We start from the raw sequence: 24,022 nt of genomic DNA, 5'->3' as shown, positions 1-24,022 counted from the left end.
CGGCTGGAACAATCGGCGCCATGACGACGGGAACCCCGGCGGACACCCACCACGGCGAGGACTCGTCGCGGGAGGCCTCACCGTACGTCGAGCTGGACCGCGCGACCTGGGCGAACCTGGCCCACGAGTGGCGCCAGCAGGGCAGCCCGCTGACCAGCGAGGAGGTCGTCCGGCTGCGGGGCATGGGCGACTCGCTGGACCTCGACGAGATCCGCGACGTCTACCTGCCCCTCTCCCGGCTGCTGTCACTGCGGGTCAACGCCGCCACCCGGCTGCACCACGAGCAGGAGCAGTTCCTGCACCGGCGCACTCCCCCGCGCACGCCGTTCGTGATCGGCCTCGCCGGCTCCGTGGCGGTCGGCAAGTCGACCGCCGCGCGCGTGCTGCAGCAGATGCTGGCCCGGTGGCCCGAGCACCCCAACGTCGCGCTGGTCACCACCGACGGCTTCCTCTACCCCAACGCCGAGCTCGAGGCGCGCGGCCTGCTCCAGCGCAAGGGCTTCCCCGAGTCCTACGACCGCCGCAAGCTGCTCAAGTTCGTCATCGACATCAAGTCCGGCATCGACGAGGTCGAGGCGCCGGTCTACTCCCACCTCGTCTACGACGTCGTCCCCGACGAGAGGGTGGTCGTGAAGCGGCCCGACATCGTCATCGTCGAGGGCCTCAACGTGCTGCAGCCCGCCCGGGTGCGCGAGGACGGCCGCACCGGCCTGGGCCTGTCGGACTTCTTCGACTTCTCCATCTTCGTCGACGCCAACACCAACCACATCCGCGAGTGGTACGTCGACCGGTTCCTGCGGCTGCGCGAGACCGCCTTCCGCGACCCCAACTCCTACTTCGCCCGGTACGCCGCCCTCAGCCACGACTCCGCCGTCGACGAGGCGCGCCGGATCTGGGACTCGATCAACGGCCCCAACCTCACCGCGAACGTGCTGCCGACCCGGTCGCGAGCGACGCTGGTGCTGCGCAAGGCCGCGAACCACGCGGTGAAGTACGTGCGGCTCAGGAAGATCTGAGCTCGGCGAGCAGGAACTCCCGCTCGACCAGGACGCGGTCCGCGTCGCGGACGGTCACCCGGGCCTGGGTCGCGTCGTCCGCGAGCGGGAAGCCGCCCGGGCAGCGCCGGTCGGGACACAGCCCGTCGTAGTCGGTGGGCGCGACGTGCTGGCCGGCGTCCAGCACGCCCGCCGGGGAGGTGAGGTCCTCCAGCCGGGCCACGCCCTTCGCGTAGGTCCCGTCGATCGCCAGGCGCACCTCGACCTCGACCGGGGTCTCCGGTGCCAGCCCGGTGGCCCTGACGTCGAACCACGAGCAGTCGACGACGTGCGTCGTGCCGTCGACGGTCTTGGGATAGCGGCAGGCCTCGCCGGGCACGACCGACAGGTCCAGCGCCGGCACGGCGGGCGGCGGGCTGGTCGTCCCCGGATCCCGGGGCCGCGCCGTCGACGGCTCGTCGCGCCCGAGCAGCCACCACGCGCCGGCGCCCACCGCGGCCACGACGAGGACGATCGCGAGGAGGGCGGGCACCAGCCGGCGCCGCGGGAGCGACGCGGGCGGCGGGGGCGACGGCGGGGTGGTCACCGTGGTCGGAGCGGTCGGGGGCGTCCCCGCCGCGAGCCAGGCCCGCAACGCCTCGGCGGCCGCGGTCGCGGTGGGATAGCGGTCCTCCGGGGCCTTCGCCATGCAGCGAGCGACGATCTCGTCGAGGCCGGCGACCCGTTCGAGCCCGTCGGGGAGGGCCGGCACCGGGTCGTTGATGTGGGCGCTCGCCGCCTGGAAGCTGGTGCCGTCGTACGGCGGCCGGCCGGTGAGCAGGTTGTAGAGCAGGCAGCCGAGGGCGTAGATGTCGGTGGCCGCCGTCGCCGCCTGGCCGAGATGCCGCTCGGGCGCCATGAACGGCGGGCTGCCCGGGACGCCGCCGGTGACCGTGAGCCCGCCGTCGTCGGCCGTGGCGATGCCGAAGTCGGCGAGCACCGGGAGCAGCCGCTCGCCGCGCCGCCAGAGCAGCACGTTGCCGGGCTTGACGTCGCGGTGGACGACGCCGGCCGCGTGCGCGTCGGCGAGGCCCTCGGCCACCGCCGCGGCGACCTCGACGGCGAGACGGGGCGGCATCGGGCCGTTGCGCTCCAGCCAGCCGACCAGGTCGCCGTCGGCGTGGAAGTCGGTCACCAGGTAGAACCGGTCGGCGCTGCTGCCGTAGTCGAAGACCACCACGATGTGCGGCGAGCGCACCCGGGCCAGGATCGCGGCCTCCCGCTCGAAGCGGCGCACGAACTCCTCGTCGGCCAGCTCCTGGCGGATCACCTTGACCGCGACCGTGCGGCCCAGCACCCGGTCGCGGGCACGGTAGACCACGCCCATGCCGCCGCTGCCGACGATCTCGAGCAGCTCGTAGCGCTCGGCGACGACCCCGAACATCAGCACCGCCTCACCGGGCGACCTGGAACCGGCACGCGGGCGCGGCGCGCTGCACCCGGCCCGGGTAGAACGGGCCGATCAGGTCCAGCGGGTCGACCGGCGGCGGGGTGTCGGCGGACGCGGTGGTGGTCGTGGTCTCGGCCGCGCGGACGTGCCGCACCACCGTCGGCGGGGGCGCCGGGGCGGGCGCGCGGACGCTGACCCGCACGGCCTGCCGCGACATGGCGGTGCTGAGCGCGCCCTTGCCGCGTACCCGGACGGCATAGACCCAGCGCCCGGCCCGCTTCGGGCGGTGCACCACCCGGAACCGGCCCTTGCGGTCGGTGCGGACCCGCTCCCGCGTCGGCGCCAGGACGCCGCTCGCGCCGGTCACCCGGACGGCGTACAGCTCGACGACGCGCCTGCCCTTCGGCTTGACCCGGCCCTCGATCACGAACGGCCGGCCCGCGATCGCGGCCCGGCTGCGCTTGCGGAAGGTCACCGCGGGCGTGGCCACCACCCGGAACGACCCGGTCGACTCGGGCCGGCCGTCGGCGCCGGTGGCGACCACCGCCACCCAGCCGTTGGCGGTCACCGGGATCGGCACCTCGGCGCGGCCCGGTCCCCCGACGCCGGTGTGCACCGCCACGCCGCCGGAAGGGTCGTTCTCGATCGTGGAGAAGTACAGGGCGTAGCCCCCGGGCCGCAGCAGCCGGATCTGCTCGCGCGCGACGAAGGGGTACGCCGGCTGGCTGACCGCGCAGCCCTCGCGCGCGCCGACCAGCGGATCGACCAGCCGCACGAAGTCGACCGCGGACGGGCGCAGGCTCCACAGGCCGGACGGGTCGGTCGTGACCACCTCGAGCTGGGACCTGCCTCCCTCGCCGCGGCGCCCGACGATGCACGCGCTCACCCGGGGCGGCAGGGTGCCGCCGGCGCCGCACAGCGGGATCCGCTGCTGGAGGCCGGGCCGCGACCGGAAGACCACCAGCTCGGCGGCCGGGCGCGGGTCCTGCAGCTCCAGGTAGAGCGTGCTCGGCACCGCCGGGGCGCTGATGCTGACGGCCGGCTGGAGGTCGCCGGCCTGGGTCAGGGTCGCCCCCTCCTGGAGCACGACGCCCGTGGTCGCCTGCCGCGGCGCGAGCACCGCGATCTGGCGGTCGGTCGCGCTGGTCGTGGGCAGACAGGGGCGCGCCGCGTCGCTCGCCGGGCCCGCGTCGCCGCAGGAGGCCGTGCCGAGCCGGGCGCCGGCGCGCAGGTCGGCGGTGATCGGGGCGGTGCCGGAGATGCTCAGCCCACCGGTGCGTACGTCGACCCGCCCGGTACCGGCGTACGTGACGTTGAGGGCGCTGGCGCCGCCTCCGGCCGACTTGAGGACGGTGCCGTCGTTGGTGAGCCGGGCCAGGTCGGGCTGGTCGTTGTCCTCGCCCTCGAACACGCTCGCGTCCCCGGCCAGCTCGAGGATGCCGCCGGGCTCGACGGTGATCGCGGTGTCGCGGTCGGCGGCGACGTAGCCCGCACCGGTGAGCAGCAGCCGGCCGCCGGAGGCCACATCGAGGGCGTACCCGTCGGCGAGGTTCACGCCCCGTCCGGCGACCGTGACGACGCCACCGTCGAGGACCCGCAGCCTGCCGTGGGTGGGCAGCGGGGCGGTGGCGTGTCCGCAGCTGTCCAGGTCGAGTCCCTGGACGTCGCAGATGTCGTTGTCGAGGCTGACCGTCCCGAAGCCGGCCGTACCCCAGCCGAGGCGACCGGCGAGCTCGACCACGCCGGTCCCGCCGAAGTAGCTCGCGCGCAGGTCCAGCTCGGCGTCGGAGCCGATGGTGGAGACGATGTCGCGGGACGCGCCGCCGTAGACCAGCAGCCGGGAGTCGGTCGCCGTGATGGTGACGTCACCGGCCGCGCCGAGCGCCTGGACGTGGACGTAGACCGCCGTCGCGTCGACGTCGTAGTGCCGGCCCAGGTCGGGGAAGCACACGATCGCCGCTTCGACGGTGCCCGGAGCGACGTCGCCCTTCCAGTTCTTCGGGGTGGACCAGGCGTCGTCCGTGGCCTCGCCGTCCCACTCGAAGCGGGTGAGCCCGCCGGGCACCGCGCCCGCGCACGGGTCGGCGGCGGCCCGTGCGGGCACCGCCGTCCCCACGACGGCCAGCAGGCTGCCGGCCAGCACACCTCCGGTCGCCAGAGCCAGCGCTCGCAGTCTCGTCATGGCACCCCCCACGATCAGCCGAGACCTGCCCAGCGTAGTCGCGGAGGGCCCTGCGGTCAGCCGATGTCGCGACGAAGCGTGGTCAGCCTCCCGATCACGGCGAAGACGGCGGCGTACCCCACGAGCACCAGCACCGCCGCCCACCGCGGCAGCAGGTCGACGGCGCCCGCGCTGCCGAGGAAGGACGCGCCGATCAGCGAGTCCGCGGCACCGCCGGGCAGGTACGCCGCGGCTCCGGCGAGCGCGTCGACCTGGCCCAGCCCGATCCGGACGATCGGCTCGACGAACTGGGTGAACGCGAGGATCACCACGATCGCGGCGACCTGGTTGGACAGGATGCTGCCGAACGCGACCCCGATCACCGCCCACAGCGCGACCACGACCACGCCGAGCAGCAGCCCGGTGACCACCTCGCCGTCGCCGAGGAACGAGCCGTCGCCCTTGATCGCGAGCAGTGGAGCGCCTCCGGCGACGGTCGCCAGCTGGCCGACCACGCCGGCGACCAGTCCGATCGGCAGCACGGACAGCAGCTTGGCGAGCAGGAACCGGGTGCGGTCCGGCTCGACGAGCAGGCTCTGGGTGATGGTGCGGTGCCGGAACTCGGTGGTCATGGCGAGACTGCCGATGACCAGCGGGAAGACGTAACCGACGCCGTTGACCAGGGAGTACGTAGCACGCGCGGCGTCCACGCCCGCGAGCGGCGGCTCGGCGCCGTCGGGCACGAACACGAAGGTCGAGGACACGGCGGCCGCCACGAAGGCGAGATAGCAGACCATGACGACGAGGAGCAGCCACCAGATCCGGGTGGTGACCAGCTTGCGGTACTCCGCCAGCAGCGCCGCCCTCATCGGTCCGCCTCCGGCCGGGTGAGCTCGAAGAAGAGCGCCTCCAGGTCGACGTCGCGCCGGACCAGCTCGTGGAGCTCGAGCCCCGCGGCGTGCGCGGCCGCGCCGACCTCGGCCGCGGTCGCGCCGTCGACGACGAGGCCGTCGCCGTCGGCCGTCGCGGTCCAGCCGCGCTCGTGCGCCAGGGCCCGCACCGCGTCGGCCCGCGGCGCGACGACGTACGCCGCCGGGGTGGCCCGGGTGCGCAGCTCGGCCAGCGAGGAGGCGTGCCGCAGCCGACCCTGGGCGATGACCACCACCTCGTCGACGCTGGCCTCGACCTCGCGGAGCAGGTGGCTGGAGACGAGCACGGTGCGGCCCTCGCCGGCGAAGCGGCGCAGCAGCTGCCGGATCCACACGATGCCCTCGGGGTCGAGTCCGTTGGTCGGCTCGTCGAGGACGATCACCGGCGGGTCGGCGAGCAGTGCGGTCGCGAGGCCGAGCCGCTGCCGCATGCCGAGCGAGTAGCGTCCGACCCGCTGCGTGGCGGCGTGGTCGAGACCGACCGCCTCGAGCACCTGACGGCACCGGGCGCGGGAGACGCCGACCTGCGGCGCGAACACCTCCAGGTGGGCCAGCCCGGTGCGCCCGGGGTGGAAGCTGGACGCCTCGAGCGCGGCGCCGACGACCCGACCGGGCCGTGGGTGCGCGGCGTACTCCCGGTCGCCGACCAGCGCCCGGCCCGCGCTCGGCCGGGTCAGGCCGAGCAGCATCCGCAGGGTGGTCGTCTTCCCGGCTCCGTTCGGGCCCAGGAAGCCGGTGACGGCTCCGGGGCGCACGGTGAAGCTGAGGTCGTCGACCGCGCGCATCGCGCCGAACTGCTTGGTGAGCCCGTCGATCGCCAACGTGGGGGCTGTCATGTCTGTCACCTTCCAGAGAGGGGACCGGCGTGGGGCGCCGGTCAGTCGGCCGCGGTCCAGGCCTGCTTGAGCGTCACGCGCCCCTGGGTCTGCAGCAGGGCCCGGCGGTAGATCCGCTCCGCGAGGACCACCGTCGCCGCCATCGCCGCGAGGAGGAGCGCGATCGCCAGGAGCGGCTCCCACGCGGCGGCATCGCCCTCGAGCACCCGGATCGGCATCAGCACGACCGAGAACGGCGGCACGTAGGACGCGACGGTCTGCACGGTCCCCTCGAACAGGAAGGCCCCGAAGAACACGGCCATCATCGCGAAGGTCAGGGGGGTCGCGGTCGCCTGCAGGTCCTCGGCCCGGCTGGCGAGCGCTCCGGCCACCGCCCACCAGCAGGCGATGAACAGGAAGCCGATGAGGAAGAACGCGGCGAACCAGCCGACGCCCGCGCTGACGCCGGACAGGTACGAGGAGTACTCGGTGAAGGAGACCCCGACCAGGCCGACCGCGACGATCAGCGCGGTCTGGCCGAGCGCGAGCAGGGTGTTGCCGGCGATCTTGCCGACCAGGAGCTGCCGGACCGGGATCTTGGTCGTGATGATCTCGACGATGCGGTTCGCCTTCTCCTCGACCACGCTGCCGGCCAGGGTGTAGCCGAAGCTGACCGCGGCGAAGTAGAAGAGGAAGGCCAGCAGGAAGCCCATCCCCTGGGCGAAGTCCTGGCGCTCGGCGTCGCCCTCGAGCAGCGCGGTGTCGACCGAGCCGCCCTGGCGCAGCTCGGCCAGCGAGGTGCCGGCCCGCTCGGCGTTCGTCGTCAGCGCGGCGTCGCGGATCACGCTCTCCGCCGCGGTGGTCAGGTCACCGGGCACCTCCGTGCGGCCGACCAGGGTCCAGCCGTCGTCCGCGGGCCGCAGCAGCACGTCCGCGTCCTCGTCCTCCAGGGCGGTCACGCCGGCGGCGTCGGAGTCGACCTCGACCAGCTCGATCTCGAGCCCGTCGTCGACCTTCGGGACCTCGCGCTCGAGCAGCTGGGCGACGCTCGCGTCGGCGGCCGTCGCCGCGACCGTGACGGTCTTGGTGCGGTCCTCGGACCAGATCGTCCAGCCGAGGAAGCCGACCACCACCACCAGGGTGACCAGGGTGCCGATGAGGAAGGACTTGTCGGTGAGCCGGGTCGCGACCTCCCGGCGCGCCACGAGCAGCCAGGGCCGCTCGGCCGGTCGGGACTCGATCGGGTCGCTCATGCGGTGACCTCCCGGTAGATCTCGGAGAGCGGGGTGCGGACCGTCGCGAGCTCGCGGATCTCGCCGCGGTCCAGGCCGGCGGTCAGGATCGCCCGGCGTACGGCGTCGGCCGCCCGCTCGTCGTGGTCGGACAGCTCGACCAGCGCCTCGGCACCGTCGACGTCGAGCACGTGGAGTCCCGCGACGTCGCGGATCCAGCCGGCGTCGCGGTCGGTGACCACCCGGAGCCGCTCCGGTCCACGGGCCCGTAGCTCCTCGACCTCGCCCTGGGCGACGACCTCGCCGGCCCGCAGCACGACGAGGCGGTCGCAGAGTCGCTCGACGAGGTCGAGCTGGTGGCTGGAGAAGAGCACCGGCACGCCGCGCCCCGTCTCCTCGCGCAGCAGGTCGACCATCGAGTCCACCGCGGTCGGGTCGAGGCCGGAGAACGGCTCGTCGAGGATCAGCGCCTGGGGCTGGTGGAGCAGCGCGGCGATGATCTGGACCCGCTGCTGGTTGCCGAGGCTGAGCTTCTCGACCCGGTCGCCGGCGCGGTCGGCGAGGCCGAACCGCTCCAGGCTCGCCGTCGCGGACGCGCGGGCCCGGCTGCTGGGCAGTCCGGACAGCTCGCCGAGGTAGACCAGCTGGTCGAGGATCCGCTGCTTGGGATAGAGGCCGCGCTCCTCCGGCATGTATCCGAAGCGGCGGCGGTCGGCCGCCGTGATCGGCCGCCCCTGCCAGCGGACCTCGCCCGCGGAGATGCCGAGCAGCCCCATGACCATCCGCATCGTCGTGGTCTTCCCGGCGCCATTGCCCCCGACGAAGCCGGTCAGCATCCCGGCCGGGACGTCGAAGGACACGTCGTCGACGACCGTGCGCTCGCCGAACCGGCGGGTCAGGCCTCTGGTCTCGATCACGGGCTCCACGCTAGGGACTCCGCGGCCCCGGCGGATCCGTCGCGAGGTGGGGATCCGGCTCCCCCGTCCGGCGGAGGGGCCCCAGGTCTAGGGCGTGTCTCCCAAGTCCCCGCCTGCTGCGCGACGTTTCCGACTCGATCTGGCTGCGTTGGCGTCGCTCGAAGGGCGATCCGGCACGACATCGCTCCGCCGCCTTGCCAGATCGGCCGGAAACGCCGCTCGCGACGGCGCCGACTTGGGAGACACGCCCCAGCCGACCAGGCCGACCCGGTGCGCGAACACCACGGCCTGCACCCGGTCGCGCAGCTGGAGCTTGGCCAGGCAGCCCGACACGTGGGTCTTGACCGTGGCCTCCCCGACGAACAGCCGCCGGGCGATCTCGGCGTTGGACAGCCCCTCGCCGAGCAGCGCCAGTACCTCGCTCTCCCGCTCGGTGAGCAGGTCGAGCAGCCGGGCGTCCTCGGGGTCGGGCTCGGCGGCGCGCGTGGGCCCGGCGGCCATCTCGGCGATCACCCGGCGGGTGACCTCCGGGGCGAGCAGGGCGTGCCCGCGGGCGACCGTGCGCACCGCCTCCACGAGCTGCTCCGCCTCGGCGTTCTTGAGCAGGAAGCCGCTGGCACCGGCCCGGAGGGCGTCGAAGAGGTAGTCGTCCCGGTCGAAGGTGGTGAGGATGACGACCCGCCCGGTGCCCTCGGCGACCAGGTCGGCGGTCGCGGCGATGCCGTCGACCCGCGGCATCTGCACGTCCATCAGCACCACGTCGGGCCGCAGCCGCCGGGCCAGCTCGACGGCCTCGGCGCCGTCCGCGGCCTCGCCGACCACCTCGATGTCGGGCTCGGCCGACAGGATCATCCGGAAGCCGGAGCGGACCAGGGCCTGGTCGTCGGCGAGCAGGACGCGCAGGCGCTCACTCATCGGCACCGTCCAGGGGCAGCCGGGCCCGCACCCGGTAGCCACGGGTGGCCCGCGGCCCGATCTCGACCTCGCCGCGGTGCGACGCGACCCGCTCGCGGATCCCGAGGTGGCCCATGCCGGTGCTCGACGTGCCAGGGCGCGGCCGGCCGTCGTCGAGCACCTCGACCTCGACGAAGGGCCGCTCGGCGTCCTCGGCGACCCGCAGCCGCACCGACGTACTGGTCGCCGTCGAGTGCCGGACGACGTTCGCCAGCGCCTCCTGGGTCGTGCGGTACAGGGTCAGGCCCACGGTCTCGGGCACCCGGGCCGCCGCGCCGGAGCGGTCCTCGACCACGACGTACGACGTGCGCAGCCGGTCCGAGGCCCGGCTGGCGACCAGCTCCTCGAGATCGGCGACCCCGGGGGTGGCCGCGCGGGTCCTGCCGGCCGACGGGTCCTCACGGCGCCCCTCGAGGTCGCGCAGGGTGCCGAGCAGCGAGCGCATCTGGGCGATGGTCTCGCGGGCGCTCGTCTCGATCGCGCCGAGCGCGCCGGCCGCGGCCGGTGGGTCCTGGTGGAGCACCCGGCGCGCCCCCGCGGCCTGGACGCCGATCACCGACACGTGGTGGCCGACGACGTCGTGCAGCTCGCGGGCGATGCGCAGCCGCTCGTCCATCACCGCGCGCTCCTGGAGGGTCACGGTCTGCCGGGCGATGGTGCGGGCCTGCTCGGCGAGCGCCGCGCGCTGCCGGGCGCTACGCCAGGCGACCTGCCCGCCGACGATGGCGCCGACGAAGTAGACGACGTTGATGATGAAGGTGAGCAGCACGATGGCGGGCACCGGCGGCAGGAAGCCGAACCGCTCGTCGGCGCCGGCGGTGTCCAGCCAGGACTGCACGCTCTGGCCCATCGCGAACTGCCAGGCCACCCAGCACAGCATGAAGGCCAGGATGGTGCCGCTGACCAGGAGCGCCGAGCGCCGGCTGCGTCCCCACGCCATCGCGGAGAACAGGCCCAGGAAGTAGCAGATCTGGAGCGCTATCTGCCCCATCACCTGGGGCATCGCGATCCCCGTCACGAACATGTGCGCCGAGAGGTAGACCGCCACCGCGAGCGGGAAGCGGCGCCGCAGCACGAGCGCCAGCGCGGCCGCGGACATGACCAGGTAGATCACCCACCACGGCGCGTCGACCTCCTGGAAGGCGCCGGCGCTGCGGGCCAGCTCGAGCGTGACGACCCCGGCGACCTCGACCGCCGCACCGTTGACGACGTCGCGCCGCGCGACCGGCGGGTTGCCCCGGTCCCAGTCGTCGTCGACCGCGAAGTACGCGCCCAGACGGGCGCGCAGGGCGGGACCGACGGCAGGCACCCGGCGACTCTAGATGACAAGACGACGCGCGCCGCTACAGCGCGAGCCGCTCCCGGACCACGTCCGCGAGCCGCTGGGCGACCGCGTCGGCCTGCGCGGAGGTCGGCGCCTCCACCATCACCCGGACCAGGGGCTCGGTGCCGGACGGACGCAGCAGCACCCGGCCGGTCGCGCCGAGCTCGGCCTCGGCGCCGGCGACGGCCTCGAGGAGCGCCGGGTCGTCGGTCCGGGCCCGGTCGACGCCCGGCACGTTGACCAGCACCTGGGGCAGCCGGGTCATCACGGCGGCGAGGTCGCGCAGCGAGCGGCCGGTGGTGGCCATCCGGCGGGCGACGTGGAGCGCGGTGAGGATGCCGTCGCCCGTCGTGGCGTGCTCGCGCATGATCACGTGGCCGGACTGCTCGCCGCCGAGGCTGAAGCCGCCGCGGCGCATCTCGTCGAGGACGTAGCGGTCGCCGACCGCGGTCTGCACCACCGTCACGCCGGCCTGCTCCATGGCCTGCAGCAGCCCGAGGTTGCTCATCACGGTGGCGACCAGGGTGTCGCCGACCAGTCCGCCGGACTCGCGCAGCGCGAGCGCGAGGATGCCCATGATCTGGTCGCCGTCGACGACCTCGCCGGTGTGGTCGACCGCGAGGCACCGGTCGGCGTCGCCGTCGACCGCGAATCCAGCGTCGGCGCGATGGTCCAGCACCGCCTTGCGCAGCGGCTCGAGGTGGGTGGAGCCGCAGCCGTCGTTGATGTTGAGGCCGTCGGGCGAGGCGCCGATGGTGACGACCTCGGCGCCGGCCGCGGCCAGGGCGCGGGGCCCGACCTCGCTGGCCGCGCCGTGGGCGCAGTCGAGCACCAGCTTGAGCCCGGTCAGCGGCTTGCCGGTGGGCGCGTCGAGGGTGCGGACCAGGTGGTCGACGTACTCCTTGACGGTGGGCCCGTACGGCGTCACCCGGCCCACCGAGGCACCCGTCGGCCGGTCCCAGTCCTGGCCGAGCAGCGCCTCGATCTCGCGCTCGAGGGCGTCGTCGAGCTTGACCCCGCCCCGGGCCAGGAACTTGATGCCGTTGTCGGGCATCGGGTTGTGGGAGGCGCTGATGACCACGCCGACGTCGGCGCCGAGCGCGTCGGTGAAGTACGCGACGCCGGGGGTCGGCAGCACCCGCAGCCGCAGCACGTCGACCCCCGCGGAGGCGAGGCCCGCGACGACGGCGTGCTCGAGGAACTGCCCGGAGATCCGGGTGTCCCGACCGACCACGGCGAGCGGCCGCGGCCGGCTGTAGCCGCCGTGCTCGACCAGCACCCGGGCCGCGGCGCTGCCGAGGTCGACGGCCAGCTCGGCGGTCAGCTTGTCGTTGGCCAGTCCACGGACCCCGTCGGTCCCGAAGATGCGCGGCACGTGCCGTCCCCCTGACGAGTGTGGTGCGGATGGTGGGGTGGAAATACCGACAGGGCCACGGACCGCGGCTGCGGTGCGTGGCCCTGTCGTGGTGATCCTGGTGGGATCAGCGCTTGCTGTACTGCGGGGCCTTGCGGGCCTTCTTGAGACCGGCCTTCTTGCGCTCGGTCGCCCGGGCGTCGCGGGTCAGCAGACCGGCCTTCTTCAGGGTCGGGCGGTACGCGTCGACGTCGACCCCGTTGAGGGAGCGGGCCACGCCGAGGCGCAGGGCGCCGGCCTGGCCGGTGATGCCACCACCGTGGATGCGGGCGATCACGTCGAAGCGGCCCTCGAGTCCGAGAGCCGCGAAGGGCTCGTTGACGACCTGCTGGTGCAGCTTGTTGGGGAAGTAGTCGTCGATGGTCCGGCCGTTGATGGTCCAGTTGCCGGTGCCCGGGACGATCCGCACGCGGGCCACGGCCTCCTTGCGGCGACCGGTGGCCGCGCCGGGGGCGACGGTCACGGGGCGGTTGTCGGCGACGGCCGACGGGGAGGTCTCGCTGGTGTAGGCGACACCCTGCTCGTCGGTCTCGAAGGTCTCCTCGACCTCGTTGATGTTCTCAGTCACGTTGTCCTCAGTCCGTTCAGATCAGTCGAGAAGTCACTGGGAGATCTGGGAGATCTCGTAGGGCACGGCCTTCTGGGCCTGGTGCGGGTGAGCCGGGCCGCTGTAGACCTTCAGCTTCTTGATCATCTGCCGACCGAGACGGTTCTTCGGCAGCATGCCCCACACGGCCTTCTCGACGGCCTTGCGGGCGTCCTTGTCGAGGACCTCGCCGATCGGGGTCGCGGTCAGACCGCCCGGGAAGCCCGAGTGGCGGTAGACGAGCTTGTCGGCACGCTTGTTGCCGGACAGGGCGACCTTGTCGGCGTTGACGACGATGACGTAGTCACCGGTGTCGGCGTTCGGAGCGAAGATCGGCTTGTGCTTGCCGCGCAGCAGGTTGGCGGCGGTGACAGCCAGGCGACCGAGGACGACGTCGGTCGCGTCGATCACGAGCCAGGCGCGCTCGACGTCGCCGGGCTTCGGAGCGTAGGTGCGCATGAGAATGCACCCTCCTTGCTAGTTCGTTTCCCGATCCGGCGGTCGCCGACCCGGGTGCCGTCGCAGCGAGCTGCTCGGGCGGCGTTCTCCTGACGAACTCAGCCCGGCCCACGCACGCTCGTCTCTCGACGATCCGTGAGCGATCCGGGTCTGCCCCGACGGCCACCCGAGGGACGGCGTACGAAGCGGCAGAAGACGCGACCGCCTAGGCTACGTGAGGCCGGGAACGCGGGTCAAAACGCCTCGCCCCCTCCGGCGCCGGCCCGGACCCACGGGCACCGGACGTGACCTGTGCCACACTCGGGGCGCATGGACTCAGGTCTGGTGTCGATCGGTCTGCCCGCCGCCCTCGCGATCATCATGTTCGGCCTCGGCCTGGCGCTGACGGTCGACGACTTCCGCCGGGTCGGCCGCGCGCCCCGGCCCGTGGTCGTCGCGCTCCTCGCCCAGCTGGTCCTGCTCCCGCTGCTCTGCTTCGGCCTGGTGCTGGCACTCGAGCTCGAGGCGATCCTCGCCGTCGGCATGATGCTGCTGGCCGCGTCCCCGGGAGGAACCACGGCCAACCTGTTCAGCCACCTGTTCCGCGGCGACGTGGCCCTCAACATCACGCTGACCGCCGTCAACTCGGTGATCGCGGTGGTGAGCCTGCCGCTGGTGGTCAACCTCGCGATCGGCTGGTTCGAGCCGACCGGCGCCGACGACATCGGCCTCCAGCCGGCGAAGACCGCCCAGGTGTTCGCGATCGTCCTGGTGCCCGTGGCGCTCGGGATGCTGGTCCGCCGCACCTCCCCCGCCTTCGCCTCGCGGGCCGACCGTCCGGTGCGGATCGCCTCCGCGGCGGTGCTCGCCCTCGTCATCGTCGGCGCACTCGTCGGCGAGCGCGAGAACCTCGCCGACTACCTCGCCGAGATCGGCGTCGCGACCGTCCTGTTCTGCGCGCTCAGCCTCACCGTCGGCTACGCGCTGCCGCGGGCGCTCGGCGTACCGGACCGACAGGCGCTGTCGTCGGCGTTCGAGGTCGGCATCCACAACAGCACGCTCGCCATCGCGGTGGCGCTGAGCGTGCTGGAGCACGACACGCTGGCGGTCCCGGCGGCGGTGTACGGCGTCGTGATGTTCCCGCTCGCGCTGCTCGCCGGCTGGCTGCTCACCCGGGGCCGTCCGGGTGCCCCGGGTCACGCTTCGGGACACCGGCTACCGGCTCTGTGACGTGGCCGACTAGGTTGGCAGGGTGACTGACTCTCTCACCGTACGCGACAACCGCACCGGCGCGGAGTACGAGATCCCGATCACCGACGGCACCATCAAGGCCGCCGACCTCGGGCAGATCAAGCTCAACGACGACGAGCCGGGCATCGCGACCTACGACCCGGGCTTCGTGAACACGGCTTCCTGCCGCAGCGCCATCACCTACATCGACGGCGACAAGGGCATCCTCGAGTACCGCGGGTACCCGATCGAGCAGCTCGCCGAGAAGTCCAACTTCCTCGAGGTCGCCTATCTCCTCATCCACGGCGAGCTGCCCACCAGGGAGCAGTACGACGCCTGGGTGCACGAGATCACCTACCACACGTTCGTGCACGAGAACGTGAAGGGCTTCATGGAGGGCTTCCGCTACGACGCGCACCCGATGGGGATGCTGATGGCGTCGGTGGGGGCCCTCTCGACGTTCTACCCGGAGTCCGCCCGGATCGAGGACCCGGAGAACCGGCACATCCAGATCGTCCGGATGATCGCCAAGATGCCGACCCTCGGCGCCTGGGCCTTCCGCCACGCGCAGGGCAAGCCGTACGTCTACCCCGACAACGAGCTGTCGTACGCCGAGAACTTCCTCTCGATGCTGTTCAAGATGAGCGAGTCGAAGTACGCCGGCGACCCGCGCATCGTCAAGGCGCTCGACGTGCTCTTCATCCTGCACGCCGACCACGAGCAGAACTGCTCGACCAACGCGGTCCGCTCGGTGGGCTCCTCGCAGGTCGACCCCTACTCCGCCGTCGCCGCCGGCATCGGGGCCCTCTTCGGCCCGCTCCACGGTGGCGCCAACGAGGCGGTGCTGCGGATGCTGCGCCGGATCGGCACCAAGGACAACATTCCCGCCTTCATCGAGGGCGTCAAGAACGGCGACGAGCGCCTGATGGGCTTCGGGCACCGGGTCTACAAGAACTACGACCCGCGCGCCAAGATCATCAAGAAGGCCTGCGACGACGTCTTCGAGGTCACCGGGGTCAACCCGCTGCTCGAGGTCGCCCAGGAGCTGGAGAAGATCGCCCTCGAGGACGAGTACTTCGTCAAGCGGCGCCTCTACCCCAACGTCGACTTCTACTCGGGCCTGATCTACGAGGCGCTCGAGTTCCCGCCCGAGATGTTCACCGTCCTGTTCGCGATCGGCCGCACCCCCGGCTGGCTCGCGCAGTGGCTGGAGCTGACCGGCGACAAGGAGCAGAAGATCGCCCGCCCCAAGCAGATCTACACCGGCGACCGCGGGCTGACCTTCGTCGCCGCCGAGGAGCGCTGGGCCTGACCCCACCTCCTGTCTCGACCCCGGTCACCTGGTGACCGGGGTCGTTCGCATTTTCGGCAGTGGGATCAGGCGAGCAGGGCGTCGATGTCGAGGGCGACATCGGCGTCGCCGTACCGCAGAGTCGCCCGGCCCCCCGTGACCCGGCCGGTCTCGAGGTAGAGGCCGTCGACGAGCTCCATCGTCACCACCTGGTGGTCGCGCGGGTCGACGATCCAGTACGACGGCGCGCGCCACGCGGCGTAGCGCTGCACCTTGCCCACGAGGTCGTCGCGGCGGTTGGTGGAGAGCACCTCGACGACCAGCAGCGGGATGCCGGACAGGAAGGGGGCGTCGCTCTCGTCGCGGAAGACCGTGAGGTCGGGGATGAGGAGCTCGCGTACGCCCGGTGGCGACCAGCCGAGCGACTGGAGCGCCTCCGCGCCGGGCGGCAGGGTCGCGTCGATCAGCCGCTCCAGGCGCTTGAGCACCTGCTGATGCTTCTTGCTCGGCGTCGGCATGACGACCAGGCACCCCCCGTAGTACTCACCGGTCTCGGGGTGGTCGAGGAAGTCCTCCCAGGTCATGGGGATGCGCCGCAGCTCGTCGGTGGGCTCGATCGTCACGGTCATCGCTGCTCCTTCCGGTGTCGGCGTCTCCCGAGATCGTCGCCGAGGCCCCAACGATCCGCAAACGGACCCCTGGCCGCAACCGCGACCCGCCGGCCTGTGGATGAGTCGGCCTCAGCCTGGCTCAGGCGAGCAGGGCGTCGATGTCGACGGGGACCTCGATGTCGCCGTAGCGCAGGGTGGCCCGGTCCGAGGTGAAGCGGCCGGTCTCGAGGTAGAGGCCGTCGACCAGGTCCATGGTCAGCACCTGGTGGTCGCGCGGGTCGACGATCCAGTACGACGGCGACCGCCACGCGGCGTAGCGCTGCACCTTGCCCACCAGGTCGTCTCGGCGGTTGGTGGAGAGCACTTCGACGACCAGCAGCGGGATGCCGGCGAAGACGGCCTCGTCACTCTCGTCGCGGAAGACCGTCAGGTCGGGGATGAGGTACTCCCTGACGCCGCGCGGCGACCAGCCGAGCGAAGGCAGCACCTCCGCACCGGACGGAAGGCCACCGGCGAGCAGGTGCGTCAGACGCATGACGATCCGTTGATGCTGCTTGCTAGCCGGCGGCATGACGACCAGGCACCCCCCGTAGTACTCACCTGTCTCGGGGCGGTCGAGGAAGTCCTCCCAGCTCATGGGGATGCGCCGCAGCTCGTCAGTGGGCTCCATCGCCACGGTCATCGCTGCTCCCTCCGGTTTCGGCGTCTCCCGAGATCGTCGCCGAGGCCCCCACGATCCGCAACCGCAACGCCGGGCGCAACCCGGAGCGTCAGGCCTGTGGAAAACCCGGCAGTGCGACGTCGTACAGCCACGGCCGCAGCACCGCCGCGACGTCCGCACCGGTGTGCGCGGACGCGAAGGCGAGGAAGTCGTCGGTGGTGACCGACTCCCCCGCGCGCGAGGACGCCCAGTCGCGCAGCACGCCGAAGAAGGCGTCCTCGCCGACGGCCACCCGCAGCGCGTGCAACGCCAGGGCGCCGCGCTTGTAGACGCGGTCGTCGAACATCAGCTCCGGACCGGGGTCGGCGAGGAGCAGGTCCTGGGGCAGGTCGGTGAGCCGGTCGTGGTGGTGGCGAGCCCATTCGTCGCAGGTGCGCGGCCCGCCGCTCTCCTCCGACCACAGCCACTCGGCGTAGCAGGCGAAGCCCTCGTGCAGCCAGATGTCCTGCCAGCGGCGCAGGGTCACCGCGTTGCCGAACCACTGGTGGGCCAGCTCGTGGGCGATCAGCCGGACCTGCTCCCAGTCGGAGGAGCAGAAGTTGCGCCCGAAGGTGGACAGGCTCTGGCTCTCGAGGGGGATCTCGAGGTCGTCGTCGGTGATCACGGCGGCGTAGGCGTCGAAGGGATAGGGCCCGAAGACGCGCTCGAAGAACGCCAGCATCGCGGGCTGCTGGTCGAAGGAGTCGGCCAGGTCGGCGTCGGGCGGCGCGATGGTGCGGGTACGCCGATCGTGCTCGGTGGTGGCGTAGCGGCCGATCTGCACGGTCGCGAGATAGGTCGCCATCGGCCGGTCCATCACCCAGGTCCAGCTCTCCCCACCGGCCCGGCGCTGGTGGGCGGCGAGGGTGCCGTTGCTGACCACGGTGTAGCCGGCGGGTGCGGCGAGGACGATCCGGTAGGTCGCCTTGTCGTCGGCCCGGTCGTTGCACGGGAACCAGGTGGGCGCGCCGTGGGGCTGCGCGGCGACGATGACGCCGTCCTCGAGCTCCTCCCAGCCCGCGTCGCCGTGGTGGCGGTCGACGAGCGGCTTCGGCGAGCCGCCGTAGGTGACGGTGAGCCGCAGCGGGGTGTCGGGGCCGACCGGGCGGTCGAGCTGGAGGACCAGCCGGTGCTCGCGCGCGGACCACTTCTTCAGCCGTGCGCCCTCGAGGCGCAGCTTCGAGACGCGCAGGTGGGCCAGGTCGAGGACCAGGCGGGCGGTCTGCTCACGGGCCACCAGGTCGAGCACCGCGGTGCCGCTCAACCGGTTGCCGTCGGGGACGTAGGCGAGGTCGAGGTCGTAGTGCCGCACGGCGTACGACGGGTCGCCGTGGCCCGGCAGGTAGGGGTCAGCGCTCGGCAGGCTCGGCACGGCTCAGTCGACCCACGGCCCGATCGGGTTGCCGATCCAACGCGTCTTGTCCGGCACGGACTCCCCCCTCATCACCAAGGACACCGGCCCGACCGTAGCGTGCTTGCCCAACGAGGCGGCAGGCAGCACCACGGAGTTGGGGCCGACGGTGGCGCCGCGGCGCAGCCGGACCGTGTCGGTGGCGAGCAGCCGGTCGTGGAAGAGGTGGGTCTGCACGACGCTGCCCTGGTTGACGGTCGCGCCGTCGCCGAGGTCGACGAGGTCCGGCTCGGGCAGCCAGTACGACTCGCACCACACGCCGCGGCCGACCGTGGCACCCATCGCACGGAACCACACGGCGATGAGCGGCGACCCGGTCGCGAGCCCGGCGAACCAGGGCGTCGCGACCACCTCGACGAAGGTGTCGGCGAGCTCGTTGCGCCACACGAAGGAGCTCCACAGCGGGTGCGAGCCGGCGCGGACCCGGCCGACCAGCAGCCACTTCGCGAGCACGGCGACCACGGCGGCGACCAGGCCGGCCGCCCACAGCAGCACGGGTACGACGAGCAGCCCGGCGAGCGCGCCGTGCCGGTCCCACACGGCGAGGCTGCCCAGCAGCACGCCGAGGTGGAGCGCGACGGCGAGGGTGACGGGCAGCAGCCGCGCGATCTCCCAGCAGGCCCGGGCGACCTTGAGCCGGGTCGGCGGCGCATAGGTCCGCTCGTCGGCGGAGCCCTGCTCGGCGCGGCGCAGCGGGGCCGGCGGGCTGCCGAGCCAGGACTCGCCCGCCTTGACCGTGCCCCGGGCCGGCGCGGCCGAGAGCACCGCCACCAGGGAGCGCTTCGGGACCTTGCGACCGGGCGCGGCCATCGCCGAGTTGCCGACGAAGGCGCGCTTGCCGACCTTGACCCGCTCGGCGCGCAGCCAGCCGCCGCCGAGCTCGTAGCCGCCGATCAGCGTGTCGTCGGCGAGGAAGGCCTGGTCGCTGACGGTGACCAGGGACGGGATCATCAGCGCGGTCGACGCCTCCACGTCCTTGCCGATCCGCGCGCCGAGCAGCCGCAGCCAGCCGGGCGTGAGCTGCGAGCTGTAGAGCGGGAACAGCCAGGTCCGAGCCTCGTCGAGGACCCGGATCGTGGACCACACGCACAGCGCCGCTCCGCTCTGCAGTGGGTGCGCGCCGGGCTTGATCCCGCGGGCCAGCAGCCGCACCACGACCAGCACCAGCAGCGCCAGCACGACGCAGCCGGCCACCACGCCGGGCACCAGCCACGGCAGCAGCGCGCCGACCGCGTCGCGCGGCCCGGTCGTGCTGCCGAGGTCGGCCAGGAGCAGGACGGGCACCGCCACGACCAGCACGGCGAGCGCGGGCAGGCAGGAGAGCAGGCCCGCCACGGCGCCGTACGCCGTCGCCCAGGTGCGCAGCGAGCGGCGCGAGGCGGCCGGCCGCTCGGCCCACGGGCCGCGCGCCGCGGAGCTGGCCCGGGTCGCGGGCGCGCCCGACCAGAACTCCCCCGCGGGGACCTGTCCGAACACCGCCGAGCCCGGCGCCACCTCGGCGTCGTCGCCGACGACCGCGCCCGGGCAGAGCATCGAGCGGGTGCCGACCCGGGCCCGCCGGCCGACCCGGATGCCGCCGACATGGAGGGTGTCGCCGTCGATCCAGTAGCCGGTGAGGTCGACCTCCGGCTCGATCGACGCGCCCTTCCCGACGGTCAGGTGCCCGGTGACGGGCGGCAGCGAGTGGAGGTCGGCGCCACGGGCCACCTTGGCGCCGAGCAGCCGGGCGTACCAGGTGATGTACGGCGCCCCGGCCAGCCGGGTCGCCCCCAGCTCGTCGGCCAGCCGCTCGGCAGTCCAGATCCGCAGGTGCACCTTGCCGCCGCGCGGGTACGCGCCCGGGGTCACGCCGGCGAGCACCGCCTGGGCCAGCTTGGCGGCGAGGAGCATCCGGCCCGGCGGGCTGACGAACACGACGAGCAGCAGCGTGAGCACCCACCACGGCACGGCCGGGAGCCAGGCGATGTCGAGCAGGTCGTGGCCGAGCCGGGCGGCGGTCAGCGTCCCGGCGACCCAGCGCGGCGCCGCGAGCGCGCGCAGCAGCGGGACGGCGAGCACCTGGCCGATCTGGGTCTTGCGCGGGATCGGCATCACCTTGCGGCTCTGCTCGGCCAGTGCGCTCGGCTCCAGGGAGTCGAGGAAGGCCGCCAGGCCGTCGACGGTCGAGTGCTCGTAGAGGTCGGCGACGGTCAGCTCGGGCTGGTCGGCGCGCAGCAGGGTGACCACCTGGGCGGCGGTCAGGCTGCCGCCGCCCAGGTCGAAGAAGTCGGACCTCGGGCCGTCCGGCGCCGCGCCGATCACCTGCTGCCAGACCTCGGCGATCCGCGCGGCGGTGCCGTGCAGGCCCGCGTCGGCGGGATCGGCCGCCGCGAGCGGCCACGGCAGCGCGTCGCGGTCGACCTTGCCGGACGTGCGGGTCGGGATCTCCTCGACCACCGCGAGCCGGGGCACCAGGGCGGCCGGCATGGTGGCGCGCAGGTGGGCGGTGGCCGCGGCGCCGTCGTAGTCGGCGGTGGTCGCGACATAGCCGACGAGCAGCTGGTTGCCGGTGCTGGTGCGGCGTACGGCGGCCGCCGCCGCGCTCACGCCGGGCAGGGCCAGCAGCGCCGAGTCGATCTCGCCCAGCTCGATCCGGCGGCCGCCGACCTTGACCTGGTCGTCGGCACGGCCGGCGAACAGCAGCCCGGCCGGGTCGTTGACCACGATGTCGCCGCTGCGGTAGGCCCGCTCCCAGCCGAGTGTCGGCATCGGCGCGTACTTCTCGGCGTCCTTCGCGGGATCGAGGTAGCGGGCCAGGCCGACGCCGCCGATGATCAGCTCGCCGCGCTCCCCCTCGGCGACCGGCTCGCCGGTCGCGGGGTCGACGACGACCAGGTCCCAGCCGGCCAGCGGCAGCCCGATCCGCACCGGCCCCTCGGCCTCGACCGGGGCTCCGCAGGCGACGACGGTGGCCTCGGTCGGGCCGTAGGTGTTCCACACCTCGCGCCCGGGCTCGACCAGGCGGGCGGCCAGTTCGGGCGGCAGCGCCTCACCGCCGAGGATCAGCAGCCGGACCCGCGCCAGCGCGTCGTCGGGCCACAGGCTGACCAGGGTCGGCACGGTCGAGACCACGGTGATGTCGTTGGCGGTCAGCCAGGGGCCGACGTCGACGCCGCTGCGCACCAGTGCGCGGGGCGCCGGGACCAGGCAGGCGCCGTACCGCCAGGCCAGCCACATCTCCTCACAGCTCGCGTCGAAGGCGACGCTCAGCCCCGCCATCACCCGGTCGCTCGGGCCGATCGGGGCGTCCCGCAGGAACATCAGCGACTCGGCGTCGACGAAGGCGGCGGCGTTGCGGTGGGTGACGGCCACGCCCTTGGGCGTGCCGGTCGAGCCGGAGGTGAAGATCACCCACGCGTCGTCGTCCGGCGCCGGGTCGCGCCGGGACCGGGCGGCGGCCTCGCGGCGGGCCTCGATGACCAGCCCCGGGCCGATCAGCGCCGCGACCCGGGCCTCCCCGAACACCAGCCGGGCGCGCTCCTCCGGGTCGTCGGCGTCGACCGGCACGTAGGCGGCGCCGGCGAACAGGATCCCCATGATCGCGACGTAGAGGTCGGTGGTGCCCGACGGCAGCCGCACCCCGACCTTGTCCCCCGGCCCGATCCCGAGCTCCGCCAGCTCGACCGCCACCGTCTCGGCGGCCTCCGCGAACTCGGCGTAGGTCACCGTGTCGTTGCCGCTGTCGAGCGCCATCGCGTCCGGGTGGTCGGCCGCCGTACGTCGGAGCACGTCGACGAGCGTGCGCGGCGCGGGCGCTTCGTCGCCGCGGAGCAGGGGATTCACCTCTCGATCCTCGTCGACGGAGGTGAACGGGAAGTGGCCGGGCGATGCGTGCTCCGTTGTGCCGTTTTGTGATGTGGGCCACAATCTCACGCGTGAGCGCGACGACGGAGTCCACCACCCCTGCGACCAAGGCCTGGCCCCCGGCCACGCCGCCCGAGCCGACCTATGTCGAGGACCGGCTCAACTACTGGGCCGAGGCCACGCCCGACGCCGAGGCGATGACCTACCTCGGCCGGACCTGGACCTGGAAGGAGTGGCACGACCGGGTGCACCGCGCCGCGGGCGGCCTGCGCGACCTCGGCGTGGCGCGCGGTGACGTCGTCTCCTTCCTCGACAAGAACCACCCGGCCTGCGTCGAGATCAGCCTGGCCGCCGGCTCGATCGGCGCGGCCAACGCCATCATCAACTGGCGCTCGGCCGGCGACGAGATCGACTACGCCGTCAACGACTCCGGCGCCAAGGTGCTCTTCGTGGGCCGCGAGCTGATGCCCACCATCGAGGCGATCCGCGACCGGCTCCCCAACGTCGAGAAGATCATCGAGGTCACCCCCGAGGGCGGGGACGACGACCCCTACGAGCAGTTCCTCGCCTCCGCCACGCCGTGCGACGACGGGCCCGACGTGCTCGAGGACGACGTGTGCCTGGTGATGTACTCCTCCGGCACCACCGGCCGGCCCAAGGGCGTCATGCTCACCCACCGCAACATGGTCAAGCACACCATCAACGCCCACGACGGCTGGGGCTTCGAGCCCGGCGACAAGTCGATGGTGGCCATGCCGCTGTTCCACGTCGGCGGCTCGTCGTACGTCCTGTTCGGGATCCACGACGGCATCCCCAGCGTGATGACCCGCGAGCCCGACGCGGCCTCGCTGGCCGGCGCGATCCTGGCCGGCGCCAACCGCACCTTCCTGGTGCCCGCCGTCCTCGCGCAGGTGCTGCAGGCCGGCCCCGACGCGATCAAGCTGTTCGGACTGCTCAAGACCTACACCTACGGCGCCGCACCGATGCCGCCCCCGCTGCTGCGCGCCGCGATGGAGGCCTGGCCCGACACCGACTTTATCCAGGTCTACGGACTCACCGAGGTCGCCGGCGTCGCCACCCACCTGATGCCCGAGGACCACCGCACCGCCGAGTCCTCCGGCCACCCGGAGCGACTGGTGTCCGCCGGCAAGCCGCTGCCGGAGTGCGAGGTCCGGATCGTCGACCCCGCATCCCTGACCGACGTGGGGGTGGGTGAGCACGGAGAGATCTGGCTGCGGACCCCGCAGCTGATGAAGGGCTTCCTCAACAAGCCCGAGGCCACCGCCGAGGTGATCACCGACGACGGCTGGTTCCGCACCGGCGACATGGGCCACGTCGACGAGGACGGCTACGTGTTCGTCTCCGACCGGCTCAAGGACATGATCATCACCGGCGGCGAGAACGTGTACTCCCCCGAGGTCGAGCGGGTCCTCTCCGAGCACCCCGGCGTCCTCGAGGTCGCGGTGATCGGCGTACCCGACCCGACGTGGGGCGAGTCGGTCAAGGCCGTCGTCGCGCTCAAGGAGGGCGCGGACGCCACCGAGGTCGAGCTCATCGAGTGGACCCGCGAGCGGCTGGCGCACTTCAAGGCGCCCAAGTCCGTCGACATCATCACCGCGCTCCCCCGCAACCCCACCGGCAAGATCCTCAAGCGCGAGCTGCGCAGGCCGTACTGGCAGGAGCAGGAGCGCCAGGTCTGAGCCCGGCCCGCGTGGTTCGCCGGGGGCGCTGTAACACGCTGT

Annotated in this window: 18 protein-coding genes and 1 pseudogene; 4 read left to right on the top strand and 15 right to left on the bottom strand. The window is 73.1% G+C overall.

Annotated elements, in window-relative coordinates:
• Positions 1-20: 20 nt before the first annotated feature.
• The gene (gene coaA / locus JOD66_RS19630) at positions 21-1,016 is read left to right on the top strand and encodes a type I pantothenate kinase (RefSeq protein WP_204838499.1); all 996 of its coding nucleotides are present in this window, start codon (positions 21-23) and stop codon (positions 1,014-1,016) included.
• Here the strand turns inward: coaA and JOD66_RS19625 are convergent.
• The 11 genes and pseudogenes from JOD66_RS19625 to rplM all read right to left on the bottom strand — a co-directional run bounded on the left by JOD66_RS19625 (position 1,003) and on the right by rplM (position 13,215).
• Positions 1,003-2,418: a protein kinase domain-containing protein gene (locus tag JOD66_RS19625; protein ID WP_204838498.1), complete on the bottom strand. Its 1,416-nt coding sequence runs from the start codon at positions 2,416-2,418 to the stop codon at positions 1,003-1,005. The two genes, coaA and JOD66_RS19625, sit on opposite strands and share 14 nt — an antisense overlap.
• Positions 2,419-2,428: 10 nt before the next feature.
• Positions 2,429-4,606 (bottom strand): hypothetical protein, encoded by a 2,178-nt coding sequence (locus JOD66_RS19620; protein ID WP_204838497.1) that lies wholly within the window; start codon positions 4,604-4,606, stop codon positions 2,429-2,431.
• Positions 4,607-4,662: 56 nt separating this feature from the next.
• The gene (locus JOD66_RS19615) at positions 4,663-5,454 is read right to left on the bottom strand and encodes an ABC transporter permease (protein WP_204838496.1); all 792 of its coding nucleotides are present in this window, start codon (positions 5,452-5,454) and stop codon (positions 4,663-4,665) included.
• A complete protein-coding gene (locus JOD66_RS19610) occupies positions 5,451-6,350 on the bottom strand; it encodes an ABC transporter ATP-binding protein (protein ID WP_204838495.1) in 900 nt (299 codons plus the stop codon). The genes JOD66_RS19615 and JOD66_RS19610 overlap by 4 nt, the downstream gene beginning before the upstream one ends.
• A gap of 41 nt (positions 6,351-6,391) precedes the next feature.
• Positions 6,392-7,582, bottom strand: coding sequence for an ABC transporter permease (locus tag JOD66_RS19605; protein ID WP_204838494.1), 1,191 nt, complete (start codon positions 7,580-7,582; stop codon positions 6,392-6,394).
• Positions 7,579-8,487 (bottom strand): ABC transporter ATP-binding protein, encoded by a 909-nt coding sequence (locus JOD66_RS19600; RefSeq protein WP_372442628.1) that lies wholly within the window; start codon positions 8,485-8,487, stop codon positions 7,579-7,581. The genes JOD66_RS19605 and JOD66_RS19600 overlap by 4 nt, the downstream gene beginning before the upstream one ends.
• A gap of 240 nt (positions 8,488-8,727) precedes the next feature.
• Positions 8,728-9,393 (bottom strand): annotated as a pseudogene (locus JOD66_RS19595) (response regulator); the annotation flags it as partial.
• Positions 9,386-10,741 carry a sensor histidine kinase gene (locus JOD66_RS29600; protein WP_204838491.1) on the bottom strand — a complete coding sequence of 452 codons (1,356 nt, stop codon included), beginning with the start codon at positions 10,739-10,741 and terminating at the stop codon, positions 9,386-9,388. The gene JOD66_RS29600 and the pseudogene JOD66_RS19595, both read right to left, overlap by 8 nt.
• Positions 10,742-10,775: 34 nt before the next feature.
• Entirely contained in the window at positions 10,776-12,131 is a 1,356-nt protein-coding gene (gene glmM, locus JOD66_RS19585) for a phosphoglucosamine mutase (RefSeq protein ID WP_204838490.1), read from the bottom strand.
• A gap of 106 nt (positions 12,132-12,237) precedes the next feature.
• Entirely contained in the window at positions 12,238-12,738 is a 501-nt protein-coding gene (gene rpsI / locus JOD66_RS19580; RefSeq protein WP_204838489.1) for a 30S ribosomal protein S9, read from the bottom strand.
• 33 nt (positions 12,739-12,771) lie between these two features.
• On the bottom strand, positions 12,772-13,215 hold the full coding sequence (rplM, locus tag JOD66_RS19575; RefSeq protein WP_204838488.1) for a 50S ribosomal protein L13: 444 nt from the start codon (positions 13,213-13,215) through the stop codon (positions 12,772-12,774).
• A gap of 309 nt (positions 13,216-13,524) precedes the next feature.
• Here rplM and JOD66_RS19570 point away from each other — a divergent pair, with 309 nt between their 5' ends.
• Together JOD66_RS19570 and JOD66_RS19565 are read left to right on the top strand one after the other, a co-directional pair.
• Positions 13,525-14,424 (top strand): bile acid:sodium symporter family protein, encoded by a 900-nt coding sequence (locus JOD66_RS19570; protein ID WP_204838487.1) that lies wholly within the window; start codon positions 13,525-13,527, stop codon positions 14,422-14,424.
• A 22-nt stretch (positions 14,425-14,446) separates the two neighbouring features.
• Complete coding sequence (locus tag JOD66_RS19565; protein ID WP_204838486.1) at positions 14,447-15,736, top strand: citrate synthase; 1,290 nt, start codon at positions 14,447-14,449, stop codon at positions 15,734-15,736.
• Positions 15,737-15,801: 65 nt separating this feature from the next.
• Here JOD66_RS19565 and JOD66_RS19560 read toward each other — a convergent pair whose 3' ends face one another.
• From JOD66_RS19560 to JOD66_RS19545, 4 genes are all read right to left on the bottom strand, one after another.
• The gene (locus JOD66_RS19560; RefSeq protein WP_204838485.1) at positions 15,802-16,344 is read right to left on the bottom strand and encodes a Uma2 family endonuclease; all 543 of its coding nucleotides are present in this window, start codon (positions 16,342-16,344) and stop codon (positions 15,802-15,804) included.
• A gap of 121 nt (positions 16,345-16,465) precedes the next feature.
• Positions 16,466-16,963 carry a Uma2 family endonuclease gene (locus JOD66_RS19555; protein WP_275580087.1) on the bottom strand — a complete coding sequence of 166 codons (498 nt, stop codon included), beginning with the start codon at positions 16,961-16,963 and terminating at the stop codon, positions 16,466-16,468.
• Between the two features lie 133 nt (positions 16,964-17,096).
• Positions 17,097-18,398, bottom strand: a complete 1,302-nt coding sequence (locus tag JOD66_RS19550) for a M1 family metallopeptidase (RefSeq protein WP_204838483.1) — start codon at positions 18,396-18,398, stop codon at positions 17,097-17,099.
• A gap of 3 nt (positions 18,399-18,401) precedes the next feature.
• On the bottom strand, positions 18,402-22,259 hold the full coding sequence (locus JOD66_RS19545; RefSeq protein WP_307823615.1) for a Pls/PosA family non-ribosomal peptide synthetase: 3,858 nt from the start codon (positions 22,257-22,259) through the stop codon (positions 18,402-18,404).
• A gap of 92 nt (positions 22,260-22,351) precedes the next feature.
• Between JOD66_RS19545 and JOD66_RS19540 the strand changes: the two genes are divergently transcribed.
• Positions 22,352-23,980: a long-chain-fatty-acid--CoA ligase gene (locus tag JOD66_RS19540; protein WP_204838482.1), complete on the top strand. Its 1,629-nt coding sequence runs from the start codon at positions 22,352-22,354 to the stop codon at positions 23,978-23,980.
• The last annotated feature ends 42 nt before the right edge of the window (positions 23,981-24,022 follow it).

The organism is Nocardioides nitrophenolicus, from assembly GCF_016907515.1.
Lineage (GTDB): Bacteria > Actinomycetota > Actinomycetes > Propionibacteriales > Nocardioidaceae > Nocardioides > Nocardioides nitrophenolicus.
The sequence above is the reverse complement of the archived record's forward strand: the minus strand, read 5'-3'. Positions and strand labels throughout refer to the sequence as shown.

Bases quoted from the DNA above. Each gene is read 5' to 3' on its own strand.
- JOD66_RS19610 (WP_204838495.1), bottom strand. From the start codon at position 6,350: ATGACAGCCCCCACGTTGGCGATCGACGGGCTCACCAAGCAGTTCGGC.
- JOD66_RS19620 (WP_204838497.1), bottom strand. From the start codon at position 4,606: ATGACGAGACTGCGAGCGCTGGCTCTGGCGACCGGAGGTGTGCTGGCC.
- JOD66_RS19570 (WP_204838487.1), top strand. From the start codon at position 13,525: ATGGACTCAGGTCTGGTGTCGATCGGTCTGCCCGCCGCCCTCGCGATC.
- JOD66_RS19615 (WP_204838496.1), bottom strand. From the start codon at position 5,454: ATGAGGGCGGCGCTGCTGGCGGAGTACCGCAAGCTGGTCACCACCCGG.
- coaA (WP_204838499.1), top strand. From the start codon at position 21: ATGACGACGGGAACCCCGGCGGACACCCACCACGGCGAGGACTCGTCG.
- JOD66_RS19625 (WP_204838498.1), bottom strand. From the start codon at position 2,418: ATGTTCGGGGTCGTCGCCGAGCGCTACGAGCTGCTCGAGATCGTCGGC.
- rplM (WP_204838488.1), bottom strand. From the start codon at position 13,215: ATGCGCACCTACGCTCCGAAGCCCGGCGACGTCGAGCGCGCCTGGCTC.
- JOD66_RS19555 (WP_275580087.1), bottom strand. From the start codon at position 16,963: ATGAGCTGGGAGGACTTCCTCGACCGCCCCGAGACAGGTGAGTACTAC.
- JOD66_RS19605 (WP_204838494.1), bottom strand. From the start codon at position 7,582: ATGAGCGACCCGATCGAGTCCCGACCGGCCGAGCGGCCCTGGCTGCTC.
- JOD66_RS19560 (WP_204838485.1), bottom strand. From the start codon at position 16,344: ATGACCGTGACGATCGAGCCCACCGACGAGCTGCGGCGCATCCCCATG.